The following is a 23,584-nucleotide window of genomic DNA, read 5'->3' as shown; positions in this document are numbered from 1 at the left end:
CACTCAGCCCTGCTGATAGAGTGCAAAGGCCTGTTCGCCGCTCGCATCCTCGTGCACGATCGCCATCAGCCCGCGCACCACGGCACTCGGATTGGCGTGCTGATAGATGTTGCGCCCATAGACCATGCCCATTGCGCCCTGTCGCATCAATGCTGCGGATTTGTCGAAGACGGCACGAAGATCTTCCTTGCCGCCGCCGCGGACGAGAACCGGGCAACGGGCTGCTTCCACCACTCTGTGGAAATCCTCGGCATTGGTGGTCGGATCCGCCTTGACGATATCCGCCCCCATCTCGCGGGCGAGCCGCGTCAAGGTAACGATTTTGTCGGCATCGCCATCGACCATGTAACCGCCCTTTTCGGTGACCGGCTGCATTACCAGCGGCTCGATCATCAGCGGCATGCCATACTTGTCGCAATCGGCCCGCACCCGGGAAATGTTCTGCACGCATTGGCGGAACAGGTCCGGCTCGTCCGGCAGCATGAACAGGTTGACGACGACGCAGGCCGCATCAATTTCGATCGCGCCGATCAACGGCTCGGCCTCGTTCTGCAGCACCGCCCACATGTCGCGGTGGCGGATCCGGTTATAGGGATTGCCCATGTCGATGCGCATGACCAGCGCCGGCTTGTCCTTGCCGGGTACCTCCTGCAGCAGGTCCGCCTGGCCGTAATTCATCTGGATCGCATCCGGCCCGGCAGAAACCAGCGCCTTGACGACGGCCTGAATGTCCTCCAGCCCGTTGAGGAAGGACGGTTCGTTGCAGACGCCATGATCGATCGCCACGTCGAGGCAGCGGCCGCCGCCGAACAGCCGGTTCAACCGGACTTTGCTGTTGTGTCGCATTCTATGCTCCTTGGTTCGTTCCTTGCCGAAAGCATGTCTTCGTCGACGCCGTGGCGTTCGGTGAGAAGGGTGAGAAAACGGTCGCGCTCACGGGTGCGATGCGCGAGCGTCCAGTGCTTTTCCTGCGCCAGCAGGTCGAGTACGGCATCCATCATCTCGAGCGAAAGCTCGCCTGAAACGGCCAGCGTCGTGCGCCGCAAAAGCAGGTCGTCGAGATGTTCCACCGCTTCGCAGCGGATCAGGAACTGCAACTCGCGCACCGAGTAGCCGGCGTGCGGCAACACTGCATCGGGGCCGGCGGCGATGAAGCCGGCAACCGCCTCGGCATCCGTGCCGTATCGAGCAAACAGCTCAGCCATGCGCCGGATGGAAAGGCCTTTGCTGGCCGCCACCTGCGCAAGCCAGACAGGCGCGTTGGCGGGAAATGCCTGCCCGCCGCCGATCGGCCGATCGGTTGTCGCAACGCGGCGCTGCCTGCCTAGCCGTTCCAGAGCCATGTCGGCCGCCAGTTCCCCGAAGGATCGGAATGTCGTCCACTTGCCGCCGATCATGCACAGAACCGGTGGGCCGCCATCCTTCGGCTCTACGACCGTGCAGAAATGATCGCGCGGAATGCGCCCGGTAAAGCTGTCGGTGCTGGCCGGCAGCGGCCGAACGCCGGAAAACTGGAAAACGATCTGTTCCGGCCGGATTGGGATGCTTGGCAGGACGAAGGCGAGCGATTGCTGGATATAATCCCGCTCGTCGGCCTCGCAGCGCACCGTTTCCGGATCATCGGTGCGGATATCGGTCGAACCGACGAGAACCTTGCCGAGATACGGAAACAGGATGCAGATCCGACCGTCTGCGTTCTCATAGTAGATCATGTGACCGGCGAGCGCGTCGCGCAGATCCGCATTGTCGACGATCAAATGCGAGCCCTTGGTGCCGCCCATCAGCGGAGCCGGCCGCCCTTCTGGCGAAAACAGGGTCTGATTGGCGATGTCGATCCAGCCGCCGGTGGCGTTGATGATCAGCGTCGGTTCGACGGCAATGGACGCGCCGCCGATCTGGTCTTCGACGCGGTACTGACCATCCTCTGTCCGCTGAAGTTCCGCATAGTTCAGCGCCATCGCTCCGAACTTTGTCGAAAGACCATCCTGCAGAAGCTCGATGCCTAGCCGCTCCGGATGGCTGACCCAGGCGTCGAAATAGGTGGCCGAACTCTTGATGTCGGGATTGAGCGCCGGCCACTTGGCAAGCGTTCTGCGCCGGCCGCGAAATTGGTGGCGCGGCATCAGCGCCCGTTTGCGGGTCAGGAAATCATAGATGCTCAGGCCCGCCTTGATGGCGATAGCGCCACGCCGGCTCGGGCGGCGGCTGAGGCCCAGGAAGCGGACGATGCCATTGCCGAGGCCGGAAAAGATATCGAACACCGGCACCGTCGTCGGCAGCGGCGCAACGTAATGCGGCGCATTGCGCAGCAGCCGGTCCCGCTCGACCAGCGATTCCTGCACCAGCTTGAATTCGCCGTTTTCAAGATAGCGAAGCCCGCCATGCACCATGCGCGACAGCGCCGAACTGGCCCCGGAGCAATAGTCGTGTTTCTCGACGAGCAGCACATTCAGCCCCTGCAGCGACAGCTCCCGAAAGACGCTGATGCCGTTGATGCCGCCGCCGATGACACACACGTCCACCTTCGGGCTCTGGCGGAGCCCGTCCAATATCTCTTGCCGTTTCATGATGGCGATCCGCTACCTGTCCATGTCAGTCAGTTTCGCCACTATGGCCGTATCGATGGCCCCAAGATCGGCCGCATCCAGCCGGATGGTCCCCGCCCGCGCATTGTCGAGCGCCTGTGCCGGATTGCGCGCCCCGCAAAGTGCAAAGGTGACGCCCGGCTGCGCCAACGTCCACGCAATCACGATCTGGGCGATGCTGGCGCCGTGTTTTTCGGCGACGGGCCGGATGGCGTCGGCCAGCAACGTTGCCTTCTGGCGGTTGCCGACCGAAAAGCGCGGATTGCCCTTGCGCTGGTCGTCGCCTGAGAACACCCGGTCAGGACCGATGGTGCCGGACAGCAACCCCAAGGCCAGCGACGAGTAGCTCAGCGTCGCAATGCCGTTGGCCCCGGTCAGCGGCAGAAGCTCCGCCTCGATCTCGCGGTCGATCATGCTGAACCGCTCCTGGATCGCGTCGAGACCACCGGCAGCGATATAGGCATTGAGGTCGTCGGGGCTGACATTGCTTGCGCCGATCGCCCGGATCTTGCCCGATATGCGCAGATCTTCCAGCGCCCGCATCGTTTCCTCGATCGGGGTCGTCGGATCCTGCCAATGAGTGATGTAGAGGTCGATATAGTCGGTTCCGAGCCGCCTCAGACTTTCCTCGACCTCATGCAGGATCGCGTCGCGGCCGAGATAACGGTGCACCGGCTTGCCGCCCTGGTCGAAGAAATGACGGCCCTTCTGCGTATGCCAGACAAGACCGCATTTGGTGGCGATGACAGCCTTGTCGCGGCGCCCGGTCAGCGCCTTGCCGACAATCTCCTCGGAACGTCCAAGCCCATAGGCCGGCGCCGTGTCGATCAGCGTCACGCCGGCATCGAGCGATGCCTGGATGGCGGCGATGGATTCGTCCTCATCGGTCCCGCCCCACATCCAGCCGCCGATCGCCCAGGTGCCCAGTCCGACCGCCGAGGCGGAAACGCCCGATTTGCCGATCTCACGTGTCAGTTGCTGTCCGCTCATGCCCATTTCCCTTCGCCATTCGCCAGTGCCAGCACCCGCGCACCCGTCGCCTCATCGGTCACCAGCGTATCCAGATGATTGCCGCGCAGAACGCTGAGGATCGGGCCCGCCTTGTTCGGCCCGCTCGCCACACCGATCTTGGTGGGGATCGAGGCGAATTCCGGCAGCGTCAGCGACACCAGCGAACGGTTGAGGCTGTAGTCGCAGACCTGGCCATGATCATCGAGCAGATGCGCCAGCAATTCGCAGGAGGCGCCGGAGCGCTCGATCGCGGCGCGGTCGGTGCTCGAGGACGGATGCAGGTCATAATAGCTCGAATCGTCCGACAGGATCGAGCCGATGCCGACCACCGCCACCTTCGCCTCGCGCCCCCGTTTGAAAACGTCTGCGACGGAACGCATGTTGATCAGCATCGCCCGCTGCTCGGCATTATCGGCAAAGAGGGGCGCGTGGATCTGGTAGGAACGCCCCCCAAGCCGGTCGGCCATCAAGGTCGAGACATGGTTGACATCGGTATAGTGCTTACCTTGCACGCAGCCGGTTGCTGGAATGACTTCGACATCAAAACGACGCGGCGGCTGCAGGCCGGCGACGACGGCGCTTACCCCTTTGCCGCCGGTGATGCAGATCGTATCGCCGTCTGTGATCTCTTCCAGCAGCAACCTCGCTGCCGCTTCGCCGACGGCTTGAAGTGCCGTCTGCGGGTTTTCGGACACCGTCGGCACCACCACGGCGCGGCCGATGCCGCCAAGCGCTTGTAGCCGTTCTTCCATATCGACCAGCGGCTCGACCGGCGACTTGATCTTGATCTCGACCAGGCCGAGCTGGCGGCCGCGCTTGATCAGGCGGTTGACGGTGGCGTGCGAGATGCCGAGCTGATCGGCAATCTGCGCCTGTGTCAGTCCCTCGAGGAAATGCAGGACCAGAGCCTGGTGCATCTGCCGGGCGATGACGATTTCCTCGCGCGGCGCATTTGCGGGTTTGAGCTTGGCTATCGGCATATCAGGCAGCCTTCCGCTTGTGCAGGAAATGGTCGATCGAGACGGCGGCAAGCAGAATGCAGCCTTTGATCATGTCTTGCCAATAGACAGACACGTCGAGCAAGATCAATGAGCTTGTTACGACCGACAGCAGGGCAATACCGAGGATTGCGCCCAGGATCGTGCCGGAACCGCCATTCAGCGACGCACCGCCGATCACCGCGGCTGCGATGATGTTGAGTTCCATGCCGACGCCAAAGGTCGGGGTCGCGGCACCGAAGCGGGACATGTAGATCACCCCGGCAACACCGGACAGCGTGGCGCAGAGCACCGTCACCCAGAACTTCACCTGGTTGGTCTTGATGCCGGAATAGAGCGCCGCCTTCTCGTTGCTGCCGGTGTAGAACACCTTGCGGAAGGCGGTTGCCCGGCGCAGCAGGAAATCGAACAGCACGACGACCGCGACAAAAATCAGGATCACATAGGGGACGCCATAGAATGTGCCCTGCCCGACCGCCTTGAACGAGGGCGGCAAGGTGAATAGCGACAGCGGTGTGCCCTTGGTGATGATCAGGCAGATACCGCGCACGATGACCATGGCCGCAAGCGAGGTAATGAAGTGGTTGAGCCCGACGATCGTGACGAAGAAGCCCATGACGCAGCCGATCAGGCCGCTGGCAATAATGCCGATCAGGGATGCGCTCCACGGATCGAGCCCCATCAGGAACAGCGAGCCCGACAGCACCATCGAGAAGCAGACGACCGAGCCGACCGACAGGTCGATGCCGCCGACGATCAACAGGATGGTCATGCCGACGACGACGATCCCTTCCACCGAAAACGACATCAGCATCGCCCGGAAGTTGCCGAGCGTCAGAAAATGCGGCGAGGCAAAACTCATGACGATGCAGAGCGCCAGGATGATCGCGATCAGTCCCGCCTCGCGCATCGTCCCCAGCCGTTTCCAGCCGGGCGCGCGTGCCTGATGTGCCGTTGCCAATGTAGCGTCCGCCATGACCCTGCCTCCTGCCCCTGCTTTTTCCCTACGCGGCATGCTCTGATGCCTTCGAATTGTTGTGGCCGCCGATACCCGAGGCGAGCCGCATGATCGCTTCCTCCGTCATCGCCTCGCCCTCGACCTCGCCTGCAACCGTGCCTTCGTGGATGACCAACACCCGGTCGCACAGACCGAGAAGTTCCGGCAGTTCCGACGAGATGACGACGATGCCGATGCCGGAGCGCGCGAGATCGCGCAGCAGCCGGTGGATTTCCGATTTGGCGCCGACATCGATGCCGCGGGTCGGCTCATCCATCAGGATCGCCTTGGGATTGACCGCCAGCTGCTTGGCAATCGCCACCTTCTGCTGGTTTCCGCCGGACAGCGATGAGACCGGCATGTCGATGCCACCCATCCGCACGCCGAGCCGCCGGACCAGGTTGTGGGCACGATCCGCCTCGGCCTTGGAATTCAATAGTCCCAGCCGTCCGGTCAGCGATTTCAAATCGAGAACGGCAATGTTCTGGGCGATGGAAAGATCGAGGAAAATGCCGGAGCCTTTCCGGTCTTCCGACAGGTAGACGACGCCCGCCTGCGCGGCCTGCGCATAGGAGCGCGCCCGCAGCCGCTGTCCATGCAGTTGCACTTCGCCGCCGGTTACCGGCCGCAATCCGCAAATACCTTCGGCTATCTCGGTGCGGCCCGAGCCGATCAGCCCGCCGACGCCAAGAATTTCCCCTTTGCGCAGGTCGAAGCTGACATCCGTGAAGCGGCTGCCGTCGCCGAGATCGCGAACGCTCAGAATAATCTCATCGGTCCGCTCCGCGGGAGCCTGCTTTTCTGGATAGAGCTGGGTAATCTCGCGCCCGACCATGCGGCGCACCACATCATCCGGCGTCAAATCCGCCACTTTCTCCGTCGAGACATAACGGCCATCGCGAAACACGGTGACCCGGTCGCACAGGCTGAAGATTTCGGCCATGCGGTGGCTGATATAAATGATCGAAATTCCCTGCGCCTTGAGGTCGCGGATGATTCCGAACAGGATCTGCGTCTCCGATTCCGTCAATGCCGCCGTCGGTTCGTCGAAGATCAGCACCCGGCAATCGAGCGTCAGCGCCTTGGCGATCTCGACAAGCTGCTGGCTGGAAATCGACAAGTCGCCGACTTTGCGGCGCACGTCGATCGGCGCCAGACGGTTCATCACGACCTGTGCATCCCGCTCCAGCCGGCCATAGTTCATGAAAGGCGAGCGGCGGCGGTTGGTCGCGGCCATGAACATGTTCTCGGCCACCGTCGCATCGGGGCAGAGCGCGATTTCCTGATGCACGAGCCCCAGCCCGAGCGATTGCGCCACGGCCGGCGACGTTACCTTTACCGGCGCGCCATCGACGAGAACGTCTCCCTCGGTCGGCTGCAGCACGCCGGCAATGATGTTCATCAGCGTCGACTTGCCCGCGCCGTTTTCGCCGCAAAGCGCATGAACCTCGCCTTTTTCCAGGCTGAAGCTCACCTCCGTCAACGCCTTCACCGCACCGAAGTGCTTGCTGACATTGCGGATTTCCAGAACCGGCACCGACACCATCATCGTCCCCTCCTCACGCTCGCGGTGGCTGTCCGGAGTTTCCTGCCCCGGACAGCCGGCACAAAGGCTTACTCCTCGATGCCTTTGGTGCCCCGCCGCTTCAGGTACTTGTCCCAGTAGAAGTCGTCGGCATTGGCAGCCGTGACGATCGACAGGCCGTTGTCGACGAACGGAATGCTCATCGGATTGAAGCCGACGCGCTTGGCGTCGTTCATCGGGTCGATGAGTTCCGGATGTTTTGCAAGCCACAAGAGCATGAAGCCCATATAACCCTGCATGCCCTGGTTCGGATTGATCGAGCCGAACACTTCGCCCGCCTTGATCATGTCGAGGATGTTGGCGTTGACGTCGGCACACATGACGAGGATCTTGCCGCCGCTTTCCTTGTTGGCCTGCGAAGCGCCGATGGCCGAGTTCGCTTCCGGCATGAAGACGGCGCCGATGTTCGGATGTGCCTGCACCAGGCTCATCAAGCCCTGATAGGCCTTGTTCGGGTCCTGGTTGGACGCAGCGCGGCCGACCAGCTTCATATCAGGATATTTTTCCTCCATACGGGCGATGAAGGCGGCGATACGCTTGTCGTGGTTGTCCTGGCCCGGATTTTCGAGAACGGCATATTCACCCTTGCCGCCCATCTTTTCGGCAATCGCGTCTGCCGCATAGGTGCCTTCGCGGGTATTGTCCGACGTGACGAACGAGATGCGCTTGGAGAGCGGCGCATCAGCTGCGAAGGTCACCACCGCCGTGCCCTGGTCGATCGCCCGGTTGATCGGCTCGATGAACGGATCGGAGTTCATCGGGTGAACGAGAATACCGGCCGGGTTCTGGGCCAGCGCCTGGTCGAAGGTGGCGATCTGCTTGTTGACGTCATATTCCGGCGTGCCGGTATAGGCGGTCTCGCAACCGAGCTGCTGACCGGCCTGCTTGAACATTTCATAGACCGGGAACCAATATTCGACGCCCGATACCATGACGTTCATGACGTATTTTTCACCGGGCTTGCAGCGGAACGGATTTTCCGTGTCCGCGCTGGCCACGCCGGCGAAAAGCGTCGATGCGAGGACCGCCAATGCGGTCGTGCTTAGAAATTTGCGCAAGTTTCCTCCTCGAGGCCGAAGCCCCTCCCAAATATCCGGCGGCGCCTCAGCGGCTGCCGATGATCCATTGAAGACCGGAGTTCCTCCTCGAAGTCCGGTACGGGCAGATAATCGCAACGGCAGAGCGCTGTCAATATAATTCATGCTGTGAAATATATTTCACAAAAGACGTGTGACGGGATGTCGATAGCGCCTTAGGGGCGTTTAGAAGGCGTACTGTTTGATTCTCGTGCTTGGATTATTACCGCTGACAGGGGACAGAGCAGTTGAGGGGTTATTTGAGCGACGAAGGTTGCTCTTTCCAAGGTACTGCAACGGAACCATCTGCTCTCGCCGCGGGTTGGATAGGCATCCTCAAGCTCTCAGCCCCACGGAGCGTGCGATGGCTATATCCGCCAGCAATCGAGACTCGGCCGCCTATCCGATGCAGTCGCTGTTCGTCCCCTTTCCCTTCGTCTGCTTCACGCTCGCGCTAGCGACCGATATCGCTTTCTGGCAGACCGGCAATCTGATGTGGCAGAATTTCTCTGCATGGTTGTTGCTCGCCGGGCTTATGTTGGGCTCGCTTGCGATTCTGGCCGGATTGATGGATCTGATGCGTCCCCGCACCCGCCCTTTGCGGCCGCCGATCCTGTCCGCGCTCCTCTATCTGATCATACTGGGCATTGCCTTTGCCAACAACCTTATCCATGCCGGCGATGGATGGACGGCCGTCGTCCCATATGGACTGATGCTTTCGGCCCTCACCTTTGTCTTGTGCCTGGTGGCCGCAGCAGTTTCCGCTCGAAAATATGCCAGACTGGCCTGGAGGATATGATGAAAAAATCCCAGATACTCGGCGCTTCGGTTCTGTCGATATCTCTTGGCGTCGGTCTTGCCGCTGACGCTCAAAGCGGAGATTTTGATATCTCTCAGCAGATCGGACCGAATCCCGTCCTTCCGGAACCAACCGCCTCACTGCTGCCTGATCTGAAGGTAGCGGAGGTCGTTGGCTGGAAGGATGGTGAGACGCCGGCCGTTCCGAATGGTTTGACGGTCACTGCTTACGCCAAGGACCTCGCCAATCCGAGGACAGTCCACACCTTGCCGAACGGCGACGTACTGGTGATTCAGTCGCGCGGCCCGTCCGGCAAACCGACCTCACGGCCGAAGGATTTGATCCGGGGCTGGATCATGTCGATCGCTCGTGGTGGCGGCGGCGAGCAGAAGGAAAGCAACGTTATCACACTGCTGCGTGACGCGAACCGCGACGGCAAAGTGGATGAGAGGCACGATCTTCTGAAGAAACTCGATTCGCCGTTCGGTGTCGCCTGGGTCGACAACACGCTCTACGTCGCCTCGACGTCCGCCATACTCGCCTACCCCTATGAACTTGGCCAGAATGAAATCACCGCCCAACCGAAAACCCTGACGCCCTTGCCGGGTGGTCCGATCAATCATCACTGGACCAAGGATCTGGCGCTGAGCCCCGACGGGCAGATGCTTTACGTCTCGGTCGGCTCGAATTCCAACGTCGCCGAGAACGGGCTTGAGGCGGAAAAGGGCCGTGCAGCGATCTGGCAGGTCGACCGGCACACCGGCGCGGCGCGGGTCTTTGCCTCAGGTCTGCGCAATCCGAACGGCCTCACCTTCAACCCTGAGACAGGTGTGCTCTGGACGGTCGTCAACGAGCGCGACGAACTCGGACCGGACCTCGTTCCCGATTACATGACCTCGGTCATGGAAGGTGGTTTCTATGGCTGGCCATGGAGCTATTATGGCAAGCATGTCGATGCGCGCGTGCATCCGCCGCGTCCCGACATGGTCGAAAGGGCGATCCCACCGGATTATGCGCTGTCGAGCCATGTCGCCGCGCTCGGACTGACCTTTTCTATGAATTCAGCGCTGCCGGCCGCCTACGCCAACGGCGCCTTCATCGGCGAGCACGGCAGTTGGAATCGGGACAGCTTCAACGGCTACAAAGTCGTGTACGTACCATTCGAAAACGACAAGCCATCCGGCAAGGCGCAGGACGTCGTCACAGCGTTTATCCAGGGCGACCAGGCGAAGGGACGGCCGGTTGGCGTCGAGATCGACGGGACGGGAGCGCTGCTCGTCGCCGATGACGCCGGCAATACCGTCTGGCGCATATCGTCGTCCGACGGCAAAATCACGCCGCAGCCAATCGGCACGGACCAAGTGAAATTGCAAGCTTCGACGAATGCGGCGCGAGATCAGACTCCCGATGGAGATCCAAACATCGGAACGGAGATGACGGGATCGGCTGCTCAATCCCAAACACCATCGGCATCGCCCGCTAAGCGCCCGACCGGCCTGGCACCACCACCTTCCGGCCAACGACAGGATGAGCGCCGGCCTGCGCAGATGGAGATTGCCCCCGCAACCGGTCCTTAAATTCGGAGGTGCCGAAATCCGAGGCTCCGAATGGAGCCTACGGCCATTCCGACCACAATTCCGGGCGCAGGACCGAATTGCTCTACAGCCGATTGGCGCGCAACAAGGTGTCACGAGACAAATACCCGACAAGTGTCCCATCTGCGGCTTTGACCTGCAGGCCCGGCATCTCACCGGAGAGGATGAGCGCCAAGGCGTCGTGAACCGTGGCATCAGCGGCAATCTCGGCATCGCCTTTCGACGGTTCCGGAGCAGTCATGATCATCGATACGGCAATCAAGCTTAGCCTTTTTATAGCCCGGTCGGGACCGAGGAAACTCTCGACGAATTCATTAACGGGACGCGCGAGGATTTCCTGCGGGGTATCATATTGAAGGAGGCGACCATCCCGCATGATGGCGATGCGATCACCCATCTTGATTGCCTCATCGAGGTCATGGGTGACGATGACGACGGTCTTCTTCACCTTCCTGAGAATATCCCGGAATTCGTCCTGAAGCCGAACGCGAGTGATCGGATCGATCGCACCGAACGGTTCGTCCATCAGCATGATGGCAGGGTCGGCGGCGAGAGCGCGCGCGAAACCGACGCGCTGGCGCTGCCCGCCCGACAATTCGTGTGGCAGGCGCTGCCGCATGATGGTCGGATCAAGTCCGACGAGATCCAGGAGCTCGTCGACCCGACGATCGCTGCGCGCCTTTTCCCAACCGAGAAGCCGCGGCACGGTCGCGACATTGCGTGCGATCGACATATGCGGAAACAGACCAACTTGCTGGATGACATAGCCGATGCTGCGGCGCAGTTCTTTCTGATCGACCCGGGCGATATCTCTGCCATCGACCAGCACCCGTCCCGCCGTGGGCGTCTCCAACTGATTGATCATGCGCATGGTCGTGGTCTTGCCGCAGCCCGAAGGACCGATCAGCGCAACCGTCGAACCGGTCTCGATCAGGAGATCGAGATTGTCGACCGCATGCGAGCCGCTTCCGTCGTAATTCTTCGTAACATGGTCGAGATGAATCATCCTGATATCCGCTTTCGGCCGCTTACCGCCGTTGAGTGAAAACGCGCTCCAGGGCGCCGAACGCCAATTCCGCAAAGATCGCGAGTAGGGCGATCGGAACCGCTCCGACGAGAAGACGCGGCATGTTCATGATCGCAATGCCGGCATTGATGAAATCGCCAAGCCCGCCGCCGCCGATGAAGGAGGCCAGCGCCGCCCCGCCGATGACCTGGATGGCACTCGTCCTGACGCCTGACAGAATCGAGGGCACGGCCAGAGGAAGTTCGATCTCCCGCAGCATCTGTCCGGCGCTCATACCCATTCCATCGGCCGCATCGATCACCGAGGCGTCGATCTCGCGGATGCCGATGATCGTGCTCAACAGCAACGGCGGCACGGCAAGGACGATGAGGGCGACCACCGACGGCAACAATCCGATGCCGAGAAACGGCATCGCCGCCGACAGGATCGCAAGGCTCGGGATGGAGCGCAAGGCGCCGGCAATATTGACCACGGCAAAGGCGGCGCGAGGTGCCCGTGCTACGGCAAATCCGAGTGGCACGGCAATGACGAAAGCGATGCCGAGCGATAGGACGCACATCAGAAGATGGCGATTGAAAGCGTTGAAGAAGGCGCCGGAGTTGCTGAAGATCCAGCTGAATGCATCGATAACGATCATGCTGCTTTACCTCCACTGCGCCGGCGCAGCAGCTTTTCGAACGATGCAAAACAGTAGTCGGCAAAGAGCGCCAGAAATGACGTCAGCAGCCCGCCCGCGATGATTTTTTCGGGAAACCGCTGGTCGATGCCTTCGAAAATGATGACGCCGAGCCCGCCGGCATTGATATAGGCGGCAACAGTCGCGATGCCGATGACCGTCACCATGGCAATGCGGATGCCGCCGACGATATAGGGCATCGCCAGCGGCAGCTCGACCTCCCAGATCCGGCGCGCCGTGCCGTAGCCCATGCCATCGGCAGCTTCGAGTATGTCACGCGGAATTGCCTGAAACCCCATGCCGATATTGCGGATCAGGATCATCAGCGAGTAGGCGGCAAGACCGGTAATGGCAGGTGCCGCCCCAATCCCCATGATGGGGATGAGAAGCGCAAACAGCGCCAGGCTCGGCACGGCGAACAGGATACCGGTGAAGATGATGATAACCGCGAAGCTCCGCGGTCGCCTTGCCGCCCATATCCCGACGATCAGCGAGATCACCAGGGCAATGCCGACCGAGGAAAAAACGAGATACAGGTGCTCCAACAGCGCTTCGAACAGCCGATCGAGGTGTTTAGGGACCCATTTCATCGTCGAGACCTCCGCGTCCGGGCGCTCGTTCGCCTGTCTACCATGAGATCCCCAATCTGCGATCGGCGTCGTCGGCTCTCTGCGGCAGAACATCGTAGGCCGACGGAACGACCGCCGAAAATCGTCTGAGGCCGAGCCGTTTCAAAGCCGCCGCTCCCTCAGACGTTTCATGCAACGTCACGAGGCTCCGCTGTAACGCTGTGGCGATGTCCGCGGGTAATGTTTGCGCGGCAACCAATAGCGGCGCAGGAAGCGGATCGGTCGTGGCCAGAATGCGAAGACCATCGATTTCGTCGCGTTCGTGCATCGACAACAATTGGAAGGCATAAGCATCCATCGCGCCCGCATCGATCCTGCCGTCCTTGAGAGCGGCGATGATGCCTGAAGGGTTGAGCAGCGGTCCGACCGTCATGCTCGGCTTCATTTTCCCGGCAAACTGGCCGGCAAGGAAGGAACGCGCCGCGTGGTAGCCCGATTGGGAATCGCGCACGGTCCAGCCCCAGCGTGCCGCAGCGAGATCCGCCACCGCGTTCACCGGCCCGGTGGAGGCGACGAGGATGTGGCTGGCATAGAGCGGCTGCTCCAAAGACCATGCTTCGCTCGAGACCGGTGCAGCAACGGCAGCCGGTCTTAAGCCCTCGGGCGTGCGCGAAAACGGGTAGCCGCACATGAAGACCGCTCCCATGTCCGGCCTCGCCCATAATTCCGACAAGGGTGCCGGTGCTGCATGGGCGATGATCTCGAGCTCGACGCCGGAACGTAGGCTGACCAACGCAAACAGCGCGTCCCACAGGCCGCGAATGCGCGGGCTGAGATTATACATTCTCGAACAGGCGATTGGCTTGCATATGACCATGGCTATTTATGCAAACCGCAGGCGCTGGCCGATATTCATCACCCTGGCCTTCTCCACCATGGCGGCGCCGAGCGCCACGTCGGTCGTGCTGAGGCCGCGATGCCAAAACAGGATCGTCTCCTCGTCGCTCTCGCGGCCGGGTTTCATGCCGCAGACGATCTGGCCGATTTCGGCATGCAAATTCTCGGCCGTCACCTTGCCCTCATCGACATGACGACGAAGCGCTCCGAACGGCTTGCCGGGGCCGCATTGTCCCCAATCGTCGACGACGACCTTGTCCATGATATCGGTGAGATCGAATTCAAGCGCGCTCATCGTGCCATAAGGCACGACGAAGGCTCCCTTCTTCACCCATTCCGTCTTGAACAGCGGCGCCGGTTCCGGCAGGCGGCTGGCCTCGACCATGATATCGGCGCCGTTGAGGCAATCCTGCCAATTGTCGGTGACGATGATCCCCTTGCCGAGATCTGCCTCAAGACGCTTTGCGAAGGCATTACGACTTTCCGGGCGGCGCGAATGCACGCGGATTTCATCGAAGTCGAAGAGATGATCGAGAAGGCGGACATTCCAGTAGGAGGTTCCGCGGGCGCCGATATGGCCGAGAATCTTGCTGTCCTTGCGGGCGAGATATTTTGCGCCAAGGGCGGTCACGGCGCCGGTGCGCATGTCGGTGATGGCAGTTGCGTCGATGATGGCCTTCGGTACGCCGGTGTTCGGATCGAACAGGTTGAGGACCGCAAGCTCCGAGGGCAGATCGACCTTGTAGTTGTCGACGAAGTCGCCGACGACTTTGACGCCGGCATAATTCAGCGCTTTGACATAGCCGCGAAGCACGTTGAAATGGCCTTTGTCGGAGCTCTCCGGCACAAGATGAACCCGCGGCTCGATGACGGTTTCGCCCCTGCCCTGCGCATCCAGTGCTTTCGACACCGCATCGAGAATCTCGTCATCCGTCAGCGCCAGCGCCTTGGCATCGAGAGCATTGAGATATTCGATCCAGATTTCCTGCATTTCCCGCTTCTCCACATTCCAGTCCGGCTGCTGAGCGGACGGATTTCGAACAAACACCGTAAGAAGTTCGCCACGCCAGGTCGCGGCCGGATCGATATCCGGCCGCGGGCGTGACAATCATTTCGGCAGCAGGCCGTTTTCCTTGAGGAATTCGACCGCCACGTCCTTGGCTTCCTCGTGATCGGTCTCGACCTTGGCATTGAGGACACGCATTTTCTCATTGTCGAGAAGGGAGCCGACCGCTTCCAGCAGTTCGGCAACCTTCGGATTGGCCTTCAGCACGTCCTGGCGGACAACAGGGGCCACGTAGTAGGGCGGAAACAGACCCTTGTCGTCTGCCAGCGGCACGAGGTTCTTCGAGCCGATCTGCCAGTCGGTCGCCGCACCATTGGCAACGTCAATGTCCTTTTGTTCCAGCGCGTCATAACGAAGGCCAAGCTTGGCAAACTGCTTGAACTCCTTGAACTCGGCGTCGTAGACACGCTTCAGGCCGGGCAAGCCATCGGCGCGGTCCGGAAATTCAGCGCCGCCGCCGAAGACCAGGGTCTTGGAAACCTTGGCGAGATCCGACAGGCTCTTCAGATTGTTGGCCTGCGCCGTTTCCTGACGGACCACGATGACATAGCCATTGTTGATGCCGCTCGGCTTCAGCCAGGTGAGATTGAACTGCTTGGCGTAGAAGTCCTTGACCTGCGTGTAGACCTTCTCGGCATCGGTCGACATCTCACCCTTGACGACAGAAGCGAGCGCCGTGCCGGTATATTCCGGATAGAGATCGATCTCGCCGGTCACCAATGCCTGGTGAGCAATCAGCGTGCCGCCGAGATTGATCTTGCGCTCGACGGTGATGCCGGCATTTTCCAAAACGGCGGCGTACATTTCGGCGAGGATAAACTGCTCGGTGAAATTCTTGCTGCCGACCTTGATGGTCTCTGCGGATGCAGACTGGAACAGGGCGGCTGCCATGATGCCGGCTGCAAAGATGCCTTTTGTCCAATTTTTCATAGTCATTCCCTCTTGTTGACTTTTCAATGAACGAACCGACGGGTTCTCCGGAATAACCGTCGGCATGACCGGTCGGCGCTCTGCCCTTCTTGCCGGGGCAGTGGCGAACCGGCTTATTGCGGGCCACGCCCGATCAATGCGGCAATCGTCGCAAAATCCGGCCCTTGCGCGCGATCCTCTTCAAGTGCTGGGACGTGGGTGCGGACAAAGGCATAGGCTTCCGCCGATCCCTTGCCCAATTCACCTGAGACGCCTCTGAGCTCGACGGCCTGTACCGATGCGATCAGTTCGATGGCGACCAGATAGCGCAGGCGCTCGACGATCGCCTGCGCCTTTGCCAAAACGCTGGGAGCCATCGATGCCTGGTCTTCGACACCATCGGCGACAGGAATGGGCGAAAGCGAAACCGGCATGGCCAGATGGCGGATTTCGGCTTCCATGGCCGAGACGGTCTTTTGCACGGTCGCAAAACCGGTACGGCTCTGGCCCATCGGGGTCAGGAAACGTGGCAGGTCGGACATGCCAGGCGACATGATCTTCATGATCCGATAGGCGGTGCCTGCCGCACAATGCGCCATCGCCTGCCCCAGCCTTTCCCAGGCGAGCACAAAAGCGGTCATGTCAAAATTGCCGTGTGAAAGAATGACGCCCTCGGATGCGATCACGACAGGATTGTCACTGGAACTGACGAGCTCTATGTCAGTCGCCTGCCTTGCCTCATCGATCGCATGCCGCAACGCGCCCCAGACCTGCGGCGTGCAGCGGTAGCTCAAAGGATCCTGCAGACGCCTTGCTGCATCGGCGGCAAGCAAGGAGCTGCCCGAAAGAAGCTCCATCAGCTGAGCGGCGACGCGGCGCTGCCCAAAGGCCGGTCTCGCAGCCAGAGCGCGGTCGTCGAAGGCACTGACATTGGCCCGGAACGCTTCGAAATTAACGGCAATCGCCTTCAGGGACCAATCGAACAGCCGCTCGATATCCACAAGCGTCAAGCAGGCGAGGCCGATGGAGAGGCTGTTGGCCACCACCAGCGCATGCCCGTCCTTCGGCGCGAATTCGAGGGGCTTCAAGCCGGCCCTTTCAAGGGCGATGGCGGCCGGCAGCACTTCGCCGCCAAGCTCGATCTCGCCGAAGCCCAGAAGGCCCCGGCTCATATGGGCAAGCGGCGCCAAATCCGCCGCACCGATCGAGCCCAATGAGGGGACGACAGGATGCACACCTGCATTGATGGCGGCGATCAGACCCTGGAAGACTCTCAGCGAAACGCCGGAGCCGCCCGCCGCCATGCCGGCGGCCCTGACGGCCATCATTGCCCGCACGGATTCCTGGGCAAGCGGCTCTCCGACGCCGACGGAGCGGGCTTGCGGCACGCGCATCTGGAACGCCACCAGATCTTCCGTTGCAAGTCGTGTATCGACCCCGGCCCCAAGGCCCGTCGTCAGGCCATAGACCGGCAGATCGCTTTCCGTGTAGCGGTCGACGACGGCGCGCGCGGCCACAATTCGGGCCTCGACCTCGGCGGATATCTCGATCCTTGCGTGACTACGGGCAATTGCTGCGATGTCCTCGATCGTCGGCGGCGCCGCGCTGAAGATGATCGATGGAGAATTGGTAGCGCTCACTGTTTCTCTCCGAGAATTGCGACGGGTCTGGAGGGACCCTTGGTGGACCGTGCTTCCAGCCGATATTGCGCGCCGGGATAGTATAACAGCGCACAGGTCACGACGGCCTCGCCTGACCAGGTTCTTCGAAAGACGCGCAGGCAAGGGTGATCATTCCTGAGGTCGAGATATTTGCGTATCGCCGGATCCGGCTTGACCGCCTGGACGATATGTTCGAATGCCGTTATCGGAGCCACCTCCGTCAGATATTCGTGCGGCGTCATGCTGCGGAAGTCGGTCGAGAGATAGTCGGGCGCGACCAGCGGATTGACGTAGCGCTCCTCGACCTGAATCGGCCGGTCGTTTTCCATGTGCACGATCAGCGAATGCATCACTTCAGCGCCGAGGATGAGTTCGAGCGCATCGGCAACATTGGCATCCGCCTTCATCAAGCCGGCCTTGACGACAACCGCCTTATGCGTGTGACCCCGTTCCAGTATTTCGTCGGCTATGTTGCGGATTTGAAGCAGATCGACGTCGAGGTGCTTTGGTGAAACGAAGGTTCCGATCCCGGCGGATCGCTTGAGAACACCCTCGAACATCAACTCCCGCAGCGCCCGGTTCGCCGTCATACGGCTGACGCCGAATGCAGCCACCAATTCGCTCTCAGAGGATACCCGGTCTCCCGGCTGCAGCTTGCCCTGGGCGATCTCGGCCAGGATCTGCTCCTTGATCCTGATATAATGGCGCGCTTCGCCGGCGGCGGGTTTGAGCGCTTTCGTCATGACAACCTCGCCATGCCATTGTCGAGGATGGTCGCGCCGCGCGCAGCAACGAGGCCTCGGAAACGAATCTCGGCATCGTTCCGCCACATCTGCACGGTGATCGTTTCGCCGGGAAAGATCGGCGCGCTGAAACGCGCCGCAATCGCGCTTAAGCCGCTCGCCATACTTGGATCGATGGCAGCGACAATGGCGTAGCCCGCATAACCGAAGCTGCATAGCCCATGCAGGATCGGCCGGTCAAAGCCGCTCCTGCCGGCTGCCTGCGGGTCGACATGCAGCGGATTGAGATCGCCGTTCAGGCGATAGAGCAGTGCGGCGTTGTCAGGGATGTCGACATTGAATTCAAGGTCCGGCTTTCTGTCCGGAACTTTCGGCAACGGTTCGGGCGCAGATCCCGCCGAGCCGCATCCACCGTCGCCGCGGCACGCATTGGTCTGGACGATCGTCGCGATTGGCTCATCACGTTCAGCGGTCGCGATCAGGCGCTCGAAGCTGACGAACATTCCTTTCTCAACGCCGCGGTCGATCACCGACAAGACGCGCGAGCGGGAGATGAGCGGCACATCGAGGGGAACCGGCCGGTGGATCGTCAAGCGATGTTCGGAATGCACCAGACGCGCCCAGTCGACGCCTGTCTGCTGCATCCATGGCCCCGGATGCGCCACGATATTGGCAAGGGTCGGCGCGGATACAAGATCGCGTTCATAGACGTATTTCAATGCTCTTTCGTCGAGCGCGTCGGTGCCGTAGCCAACCGAGAGGGCGTAAAGAATGGCATCCCTTGCGGTAACCACTTGTGTCGCTTGCGGCACCGGGAAATCGAGGATGGATTGAGCCGACAGCTTCACAATGCAGCTCCCCCCGATGTCGCGGGTTTGCGAGCGCCACCGGATAGGCGGATGCCGCCGTCAACGGAAAGCAATTCACCGGTGACGAAGTCGGCACCCTGAACAAGCCAGACAATGGCGCCGGCAACGTCTTCCGGTGTTGCGACCCGGCCAAGCGGGGCGGTTTCCGAAAATCGCTTGGCAATGGCTCCATAGGCATCCGGCCCGAGCGTATCGCGCATCCAGCGCGTATCGATGATGCCGGGGCAAACCGCGTTGACGCGGATATCGGGACCGCAGGTGCGCGCCAAAGCCAAAGTCAGCGCATTGAGCGCGCCTTTGGAGGCCGTATAGGCAAGCGAGCTGCCGCCGCCGGTAAAGGCAACATTGGATGAGACATTGACGATCGCACCGCCGCCGCTGTCACGCATCGCAGGCACCGCCGCCCGGCACATCTGATAGGCACCGATAACGTTGACACCGAAAACGTTCTGAAAATCTTCGGCCGACAATGTTTCCAGATCGAAAGGATCGGATTTGACCGTCATTGCGGCATTGTTCACCAGGGCGTCGAGCCGCCCCCATCGATTGACTGTAATCGCCACCATCCGGCGGCAAGCCGCGTCATCGGCAACGTCGGCCTGGACGATCTCCACCTCCGTGCCCAGGCTGCGGCAGATATCGCCGGTCTCATCGGCCTCTTTTTTGCTGCGGCTGTAGTTGATGACCACCCGGGCGCCGCCCTCGGCGAATTGTTTGACGCACGCCGCCCCGACACCCGTTGCCGAGCCCGTGACGATGATGGCGGCTCCATCGATTTTCATGGGGCAATGTCCTTCATGGCATGGGTCGAAAACAGGCGCGCATCCATCTTCTTCAGCTGGTCCGACACCGCGATGCCCTTCGGCAGGCGGTCCAGAACATGGGCGGCAAGATCGATGCCGGGGGCAAACTCCGTCAGCGTCAAGCATCCGCCGATCACCCGAAAAACCGCCCGCTCGGTGACGACGAGCTGGGACTGTCCCTCCGGCGCAAAGGCTGGGCTCGAACTGATCTGGTCGACAGCCTCGACGATCTTGCAAAGGCGGCCGTCCTGGATGATCTCGAGCCTGCCGTCGGCAACCGCAATTTGCGCGCCGCCCGCCGAAAATGCGCCGAGATAGACAACATGTTTGGCCGTCTGCGAGATATTGGTGAATCCGCCGACCCCGACGATGGAATTATTGAAGCGGCTGACATTGACCGCCCCATGCCGATCCACCTCTGCCATGCCGAGAAAGGCGATATCCAGGCCGCCGCCGTCGTAAAAGTCAAACTGCGATGCCTGTGGGATGATGGCGGTCGGATTGACGGCGGCGCCAAAGGACAGCTCCTCGGCCGGTACGCCGCCGATGACGCCGGATTCGATCGTTACCGTATAATCGTCGAATCCCTCTTCGCTGGCGATACGGCCAATACCCGCGGCAATGCCGATGCCGAGATTGATCGTCGGGCGGTTCAGCGGCGCCAGTTCCAGGAAGGCGCGTCGCTGAACAATCTTATCGACCGACAGCGGCGCCGGTTGCAGGCGGCTCACCGCCATCCGGACGCGTCCGGTATAGGCGATATTGTCCGCCTCGGCGAAACTGATGCCGTGCTGGGCCGGATCATCGCAGACGACGACATAATCGACGAGCGCCGCCGGGATGCGAACATCGTTCGGCTGCAGCGAGCCGCGCTCGGCAATCCGCTTGACCTGCACGACGACGATACCGCCGGAGTTTCGGCCCGCCTGTGCCATGGCGAGCACGTCGAGCGGGAAGGCCTCATCCTCGAGGGTGATGTTGCCGTCTTCGTCGGCCGTCGTCCCGCGCAAGAGCACGCAGTCGAGCGGCATCGACGGATAAAGCAGCCATTCCTTGCCGCGCAACGACACACGCTCGACTAGCGCGCGCGGTGTCGTCACATTCATGCGTCCGCCGCCATGAAGCGGATCCATGAAAGAGCCGAGCCCGATATGGGTGACCACGCCAGGCTGACCGGCGGCAATCGCCCGATAGAGCTGCGCGATGACGCCTTGCGGCCAGCAATGCGCTTCGATCTTTTCCTCGATCGCAAGCTTTCCAAGGCGCGGTGTTCCGCGCCATCCCCCGGCAATCACGCAGGCGACCAGGCCTTCATAACCGAAGTGCCCCATGCCGCGCGTCTGCCGATCGCCCGTGCTGGCAGCAAACAGAAGCGTCAGGTTGCGGGGTTTTCCAGAGGCGAGGAAACGCTCCTCGACAGCGGCCGTGATGGCCTCGGGATGGCAGCATCCTCCAAAACCGGAGGCAGCGACAGTCATCCCGTCTTCGAGAAGATCCGCAGCTTGCTGTGAAGAGATGACCCGCATGACGATCTTTGCTCCGCCTGGCCTGTATATACAGGCTAGCCGTTGATCGTTTGGAAGGCAACCGGAATCTTTGCAAGTATTTTGGGCATATCACCTCGATCAGACGATATTCAGCAGCCCGATCAGGCAAAGCCCAAGAGCCGCCAGCGCCAACAGCGACAGCGCCGCCGCTGCGAGGACACGACCACCGGTATGGGCGACGGATCTGACATCAACGGAGAGGCCCAAAGCGGCCATGGCGGTGACGGTGAAGGCGGCGGAGACAGCCGCTATCCCGGGCAGCAGCGGCGCCGGGATCGCGTCGAGGGAACGAAGCGTCGCCATGGCTGCAAAACCGAGGATGAACCATGGGAGAACATGGCGGAGATTGACTGCGGAACCGCCAGGGCGGCGGCCATGAACTGCGCCGAGCACGAGGATGACGGGTCCGAGCATCATTACTCGGATCAGTTTGACGAGCGTGCCCACCTGGGTGCTGACGGCTCCGGCAGAAGCCGTGGCCGCCAAGACCTGCGGAACGGCATAGGCTGTCAGCCCTGCGAAAACGCCATATTGTACCGCGCTCAAACCCAAAAACAGATGAAGAAGCGGCAGCGTCAGAACTGCACCGATGCCGAGGAGCGCGGTAAAGGCTATCGAGGCCGCGACATCGTCCGGTTTGGCGCCGATCACCGGCGCTGCGGCGGCAATCGCAGAATTGCCGCAGATCGAGTTGCCGCAAGCAACCAACGTCGCCAAGCTGGCCGACAGGCCGAAGAGCCGCCCGATAACAAAGCTGCCGACCAAAGACAGAGCAACCAGAACGGCAATTCCGCCGACAAGCGGCAGTCCAGCCTGCCTGATGGCAGCCGTGCTGAGCGAGGCGCCGAGCAACACGACCGCAATCTCGAGCAGTGTCTTGGCGGCGAATTGGATGCCGGGAATGAAGGTCTGCGGCAGGCAGACCGAGGAGCGCACGGCAATGCCGATCAGAATGGCGAGCACGAGGCTCTCGATCCAGTGCGAGCCGAAAATCATCATCTGCAGCTGCTCAACGAGATAGGCAGAGAACGTGACTGCCGCACACAGGACAAGTCCCGGCAGGACGGCAGGAAGCGACAGGGAACGTGAGGCGGAAACAATCATCGGCAAGACCTTGCGGAGGACTGTAATCTCCCACACTCAATTGTCGAATTCCATTGAATAGTATAGCATAGTTCATTCATTAAAATCGAACGATTGAACCATGACCTTTGAACAGCTTTCCATTTTTGTCGCGGTTGCGGAACGTGAGCATCTGACCAAAGCCGCCTTTGCGATCGGGTTGACGCCATCGGCCGTCAGCTCGGCTATCCGCAATCTCGAGACCTCCTACGGCGTCAAGCTTTTCCATCGCGTCGGACGCCGCATAGAGCTGACATATGAAGGACGGGTGTTTCTCGGGGAGGCTAGAGCGACGCTGGCGCGCGCAAAGGCCGCAGCGCTCGTCTTGTCCGACCTCGGCGGCCTGCAAAAGGGTGAGCTTGTCGTTTTTGCAAGCCAAACGATCGCAAGCTATTGGCTACCGGCGATGCTGATGCGTTTCAAGATCCGCTACCCGGGCATTGACCTGAAGCTGATGATTGGCAACACGACCACGGCGGCAAAAGCGGTCCTCGATGGATTGGCTGAAGTCGGCTTCGTCGAAGGCAGCGTTGACGAGCCGGCGCTGCATGTTCAGCCGCTTGCCGAGGACGAACTCCTTGTCGTCGTCGGTCCCCGCCATCCCTGGGCGCGTGGCAAACCAATTGCACCGGCGGACCTGATTTCAGGGACGAAATGGGTCATGCGGGAAAAGGGGTCCGGAACCCGGTCGGCTTTCGAGGCGGCGATTTCGAATCTCGGCATAGCCCCCGCAGATTTGGCTGTCGCGCTGCAACTGCCATCGAACGAGGCAGTCATATCGGCGGCAAGAGAGGGCCTCTGCGCGACGGTCGTCTCAGGTGCCGTTGCCGCACCGCTCTTGACGCAAGGTTTGCTGGTCAAGGCCCGCTTTCCCCTGCCATCCCGACAATTTGCAATCCTGCGGCATAAGCAAAGGCACTCGAGTCGTGCCTCGCTGGCGTTGGAAACCATTTGCCGCGAGGATAAAGCTGCCGAAGTCCAGAATTGGGATGATTGGGCGCTCTAGGCGTCTGATCCTCCGCGCCGGCGGCTTGACATCGGCAGGGTTA

At 61.2% G+C, this 23,584-nt stretch carries 22 protein-coding genes; 3 read left to right on the top strand and 19 right to left on the bottom strand.

All coding sequences use genetic code 11. The features are described from left to right. Positions 1-3 precede the first annotated feature (3 nt). The 7 genes from RlegSU303_RS28815 to RlegSU303_RS28785 all read right to left on the bottom strand — a co-directional run bounded on the left by RlegSU303_RS28815 (position 4) and on the right by RlegSU303_RS28785 (position 8,234). A complete protein-coding gene (locus tag RlegSU303_RS28815) occupies positions 4-846 on the bottom strand; it encodes a class I fructose-bisphosphate aldolase (RefSeq protein WP_231283884.1) in 843 nt (280 codons plus the stop codon). Further along, entirely contained in the window at positions 819-2,567 is a 1,749-nt protein-coding gene (locus RlegSU303_RS28810; RefSeq protein ID WP_131718968.1) for a glycerol-3-phosphate dehydrogenase/oxidase, read from the bottom strand. The genes RlegSU303_RS28815 and RlegSU303_RS28810 overlap by 28 nt, the downstream gene beginning before the upstream one ends. A gap of 12 nt (positions 2,568-2,579) precedes the next feature. After that, the gene (locus tag RlegSU303_RS28805) at positions 2,580-3,575 is read right to left on the bottom strand and encodes an aldo/keto reductase (protein ID WP_017956652.1); all 996 of its coding nucleotides are present in this window, start codon (positions 3,573-3,575) and stop codon (positions 2,580-2,582) included. Beyond that, positions 3,572-4,576: a sugar-binding transcriptional regulator gene (locus tag RlegSU303_RS28800; protein WP_017956653.1), complete on the bottom strand. Its 1,005-nt coding sequence runs from the start codon at positions 4,574-4,576 to the stop codon at positions 3,572-3,574. The genes RlegSU303_RS28805 and RlegSU303_RS28800 overlap by 4 nt, the downstream gene beginning before the upstream one ends. Before the next feature lies 1 nt (position 4,577). Further along, positions 4,578-5,570 carry an ABC transporter permease gene (locus RlegSU303_RS28795; RefSeq protein WP_017956654.1) on the bottom strand — a complete coding sequence of 331 codons (993 nt, stop codon included), beginning with the start codon at positions 5,568-5,570 and terminating at the stop codon, positions 4,578-4,580. Between the two features lie 28 nt (positions 5,571-5,598). After that, positions 5,599-7,137 carry a sugar ABC transporter ATP-binding protein gene (locus RlegSU303_RS28790; RefSeq protein WP_131719022.1) on the bottom strand — a complete coding sequence of 513 codons (1,539 nt, stop codon included), beginning with the start codon at positions 7,135-7,137 and terminating at the stop codon, positions 5,599-5,601. Between the two features lie 68 nt (positions 7,138-7,205). Then, on the bottom strand, positions 7,206-8,234 hold the full coding sequence (locus RlegSU303_RS28785; RefSeq protein WP_017956656.1) for a substrate-binding domain-containing protein: 1,029 nt from the start codon (positions 8,232-8,234) through the stop codon (positions 7,206-7,208). Positions 8,235-8,616: 382 nt separating this feature from the next. Here RlegSU303_RS28785 and RlegSU303_RS28780 point away from each other — a divergent pair, with 382 nt between their 5' ends. Both RlegSU303_RS28780 and RlegSU303_RS28775 read left to right on the top strand, forming a co-directional pair. After that, on the top strand, positions 8,617-9,051 hold the full coding sequence (locus tag RlegSU303_RS28780) for a DUF2231 domain-containing protein (RefSeq protein ID WP_094088198.1): 435 nt from the start codon (positions 8,617-8,619) through the stop codon (positions 9,049-9,051). Beyond that, positions 9,051-10,628, top strand: a complete 1,578-nt coding sequence (locus RlegSU303_RS28775) for a PQQ-dependent sugar dehydrogenase (RefSeq protein WP_094088199.1) — start codon at positions 9,051-9,053, stop codon at positions 10,626-10,628. Before RlegSU303_RS28780 ends, RlegSU303_RS28775 begins: the two co-directional genes overlap by 1 nt. Before the next feature lie 82 nt (positions 10,629-10,710). On the opposite strand, the gene RlegSU303_RS28770 is transcribed toward RlegSU303_RS28775, so the two are convergent. The 12 genes from RlegSU303_RS28770 to RlegSU303_RS28715 all read right to left on the bottom strand — a co-directional run bounded on the left by RlegSU303_RS28770 (position 10,711) and on the right by RlegSU303_RS28715 (position 22,553). Then, entirely contained in the window at positions 10,711-11,652 is a 942-nt protein-coding gene (locus RlegSU303_RS28770; RefSeq protein ID WP_131718969.1) for an ABC transporter ATP-binding protein, read from the bottom strand. Positions 11,653-11,674: 22 nt separating this feature from the next. Then, positions 11,675-12,310, bottom strand: coding sequence for an ABC transporter permease (locus tag RlegSU303_RS28765; RefSeq protein ID WP_017956660.1), 636 nt, complete (start codon positions 12,308-12,310; stop codon positions 11,675-11,677). Then, a complete protein-coding gene (locus tag RlegSU303_RS28760; RefSeq protein WP_003550062.1) occupies positions 12,307-12,939 on the bottom strand; it encodes an ABC transporter permease in 633 nt (210 codons plus the stop codon). The genes RlegSU303_RS28765 and RlegSU303_RS28760 overlap by 4 nt, the downstream gene beginning before the upstream one ends. Before the next feature lie 37 nt (positions 12,940-12,976). After that, a complete protein-coding gene (locus RlegSU303_RS28755; protein ID WP_094088201.1) occupies positions 12,977-13,795 on the bottom strand; it encodes a phosphate/phosphite/phosphonate ABC transporter substrate-binding protein in 819 nt (272 codons plus the stop codon). 6 nt (positions 13,796-13,801) lie between these two features. Next, entirely contained in the window at positions 13,802-14,806 is a 1,005-nt protein-coding gene (locus RlegSU303_RS28750) for an ornithine cyclodeaminase family protein (protein WP_131718970.1), read from the bottom strand. A gap of 117 nt (positions 14,807-14,923) precedes the next feature. Continuing rightward, a complete protein-coding gene (locus tag RlegSU303_RS28745) occupies positions 14,924-15,811 on the bottom strand; it encodes a glycine betaine ABC transporter substrate-binding protein (protein ID WP_043294038.1) in 888 nt (295 codons plus the stop codon). Positions 15,812-15,924: 113 nt separating this feature from the next. Further along, positions 15,925-17,430, bottom strand: coding sequence for an HAL/PAL/TAL family ammonia-lyase (locus RlegSU303_RS28740; protein ID WP_094088202.1), 1,506 nt, complete (start codon positions 17,428-17,430; stop codon positions 15,925-15,927). Then, a complete protein-coding gene (hutC, locus tag RlegSU303_RS28735) occupies positions 17,427-18,194 on the bottom strand; it encodes a histidine utilization repressor (RefSeq protein ID WP_094088203.1) in 768 nt (255 codons plus the stop codon). Before hutC ends, RlegSU303_RS28740 begins: the two co-directional genes overlap by 4 nt. Beyond that, the gene (locus RlegSU303_RS28730) at positions 18,191-19,042 is read right to left on the bottom strand and encodes a MaoC family dehydratase (RefSeq protein ID WP_131718971.1); all 852 of its coding nucleotides are present in this window, start codon (positions 19,040-19,042) and stop codon (positions 18,191-18,193) included. The genes hutC and RlegSU303_RS28730 overlap by 4 nt, the downstream gene beginning before the upstream one ends. Further along, positions 19,039-19,845 carry an SDR family NAD(P)-dependent oxidoreductase gene (locus tag RlegSU303_RS28725; protein ID WP_131718972.1) on the bottom strand — a complete coding sequence of 269 codons (807 nt, stop codon included), beginning with the start codon at positions 19,843-19,845 and terminating at the stop codon, positions 19,039-19,041. The genes RlegSU303_RS28730 and RlegSU303_RS28725 overlap by 4 nt, the downstream gene beginning before the upstream one ends. Then, positions 19,842-21,392 (bottom strand): acyl CoA:acetate/3-ketoacid CoA transferase, encoded by a 1,551-nt coding sequence (locus RlegSU303_RS28720; protein WP_131620165.1) that lies wholly within the window; start codon positions 21,390-21,392, stop codon positions 19,842-19,844. The genes RlegSU303_RS28725 and RlegSU303_RS28720 overlap by 4 nt, the downstream gene beginning before the upstream one ends. A gap of 99 nt (positions 21,393-21,491) precedes the next feature. Next, complete coding sequence (locus tag RlegSU303_RS28715; protein ID WP_179039454.1) at positions 21,492-22,553, bottom strand: YeiH family protein; 1,062 nt, start codon at positions 22,551-22,553, stop codon at positions 21,492-21,494. Between the two features lie 64 nt (positions 22,554-22,617). Between RlegSU303_RS28715 and RlegSU303_RS28710 the strand changes: the two genes are divergently transcribed. Further along, complete coding sequence (locus tag RlegSU303_RS28710) at positions 22,618-23,541, top strand: LysR substrate-binding domain-containing protein (protein ID WP_131620167.1); 924 nt, start codon at positions 22,618-22,620, stop codon at positions 23,539-23,541. Positions 23,542-23,584: the final 43 nt, after the last annotated feature.

It is taken from the genome of Rhizobium sp. SU303, assembly GCF_021052345.1.
Classification (GTDB): Bacteria; Pseudomonadota; Alphaproteobacteria; order Rhizobiales; family Rhizobiaceae; genus Rhizobium; species Rhizobium laguerreae.
The sequence above is the reverse complement of the archived record's forward strand: the minus strand, read 5'-3'. Positions and strand labels throughout refer to the sequence as shown.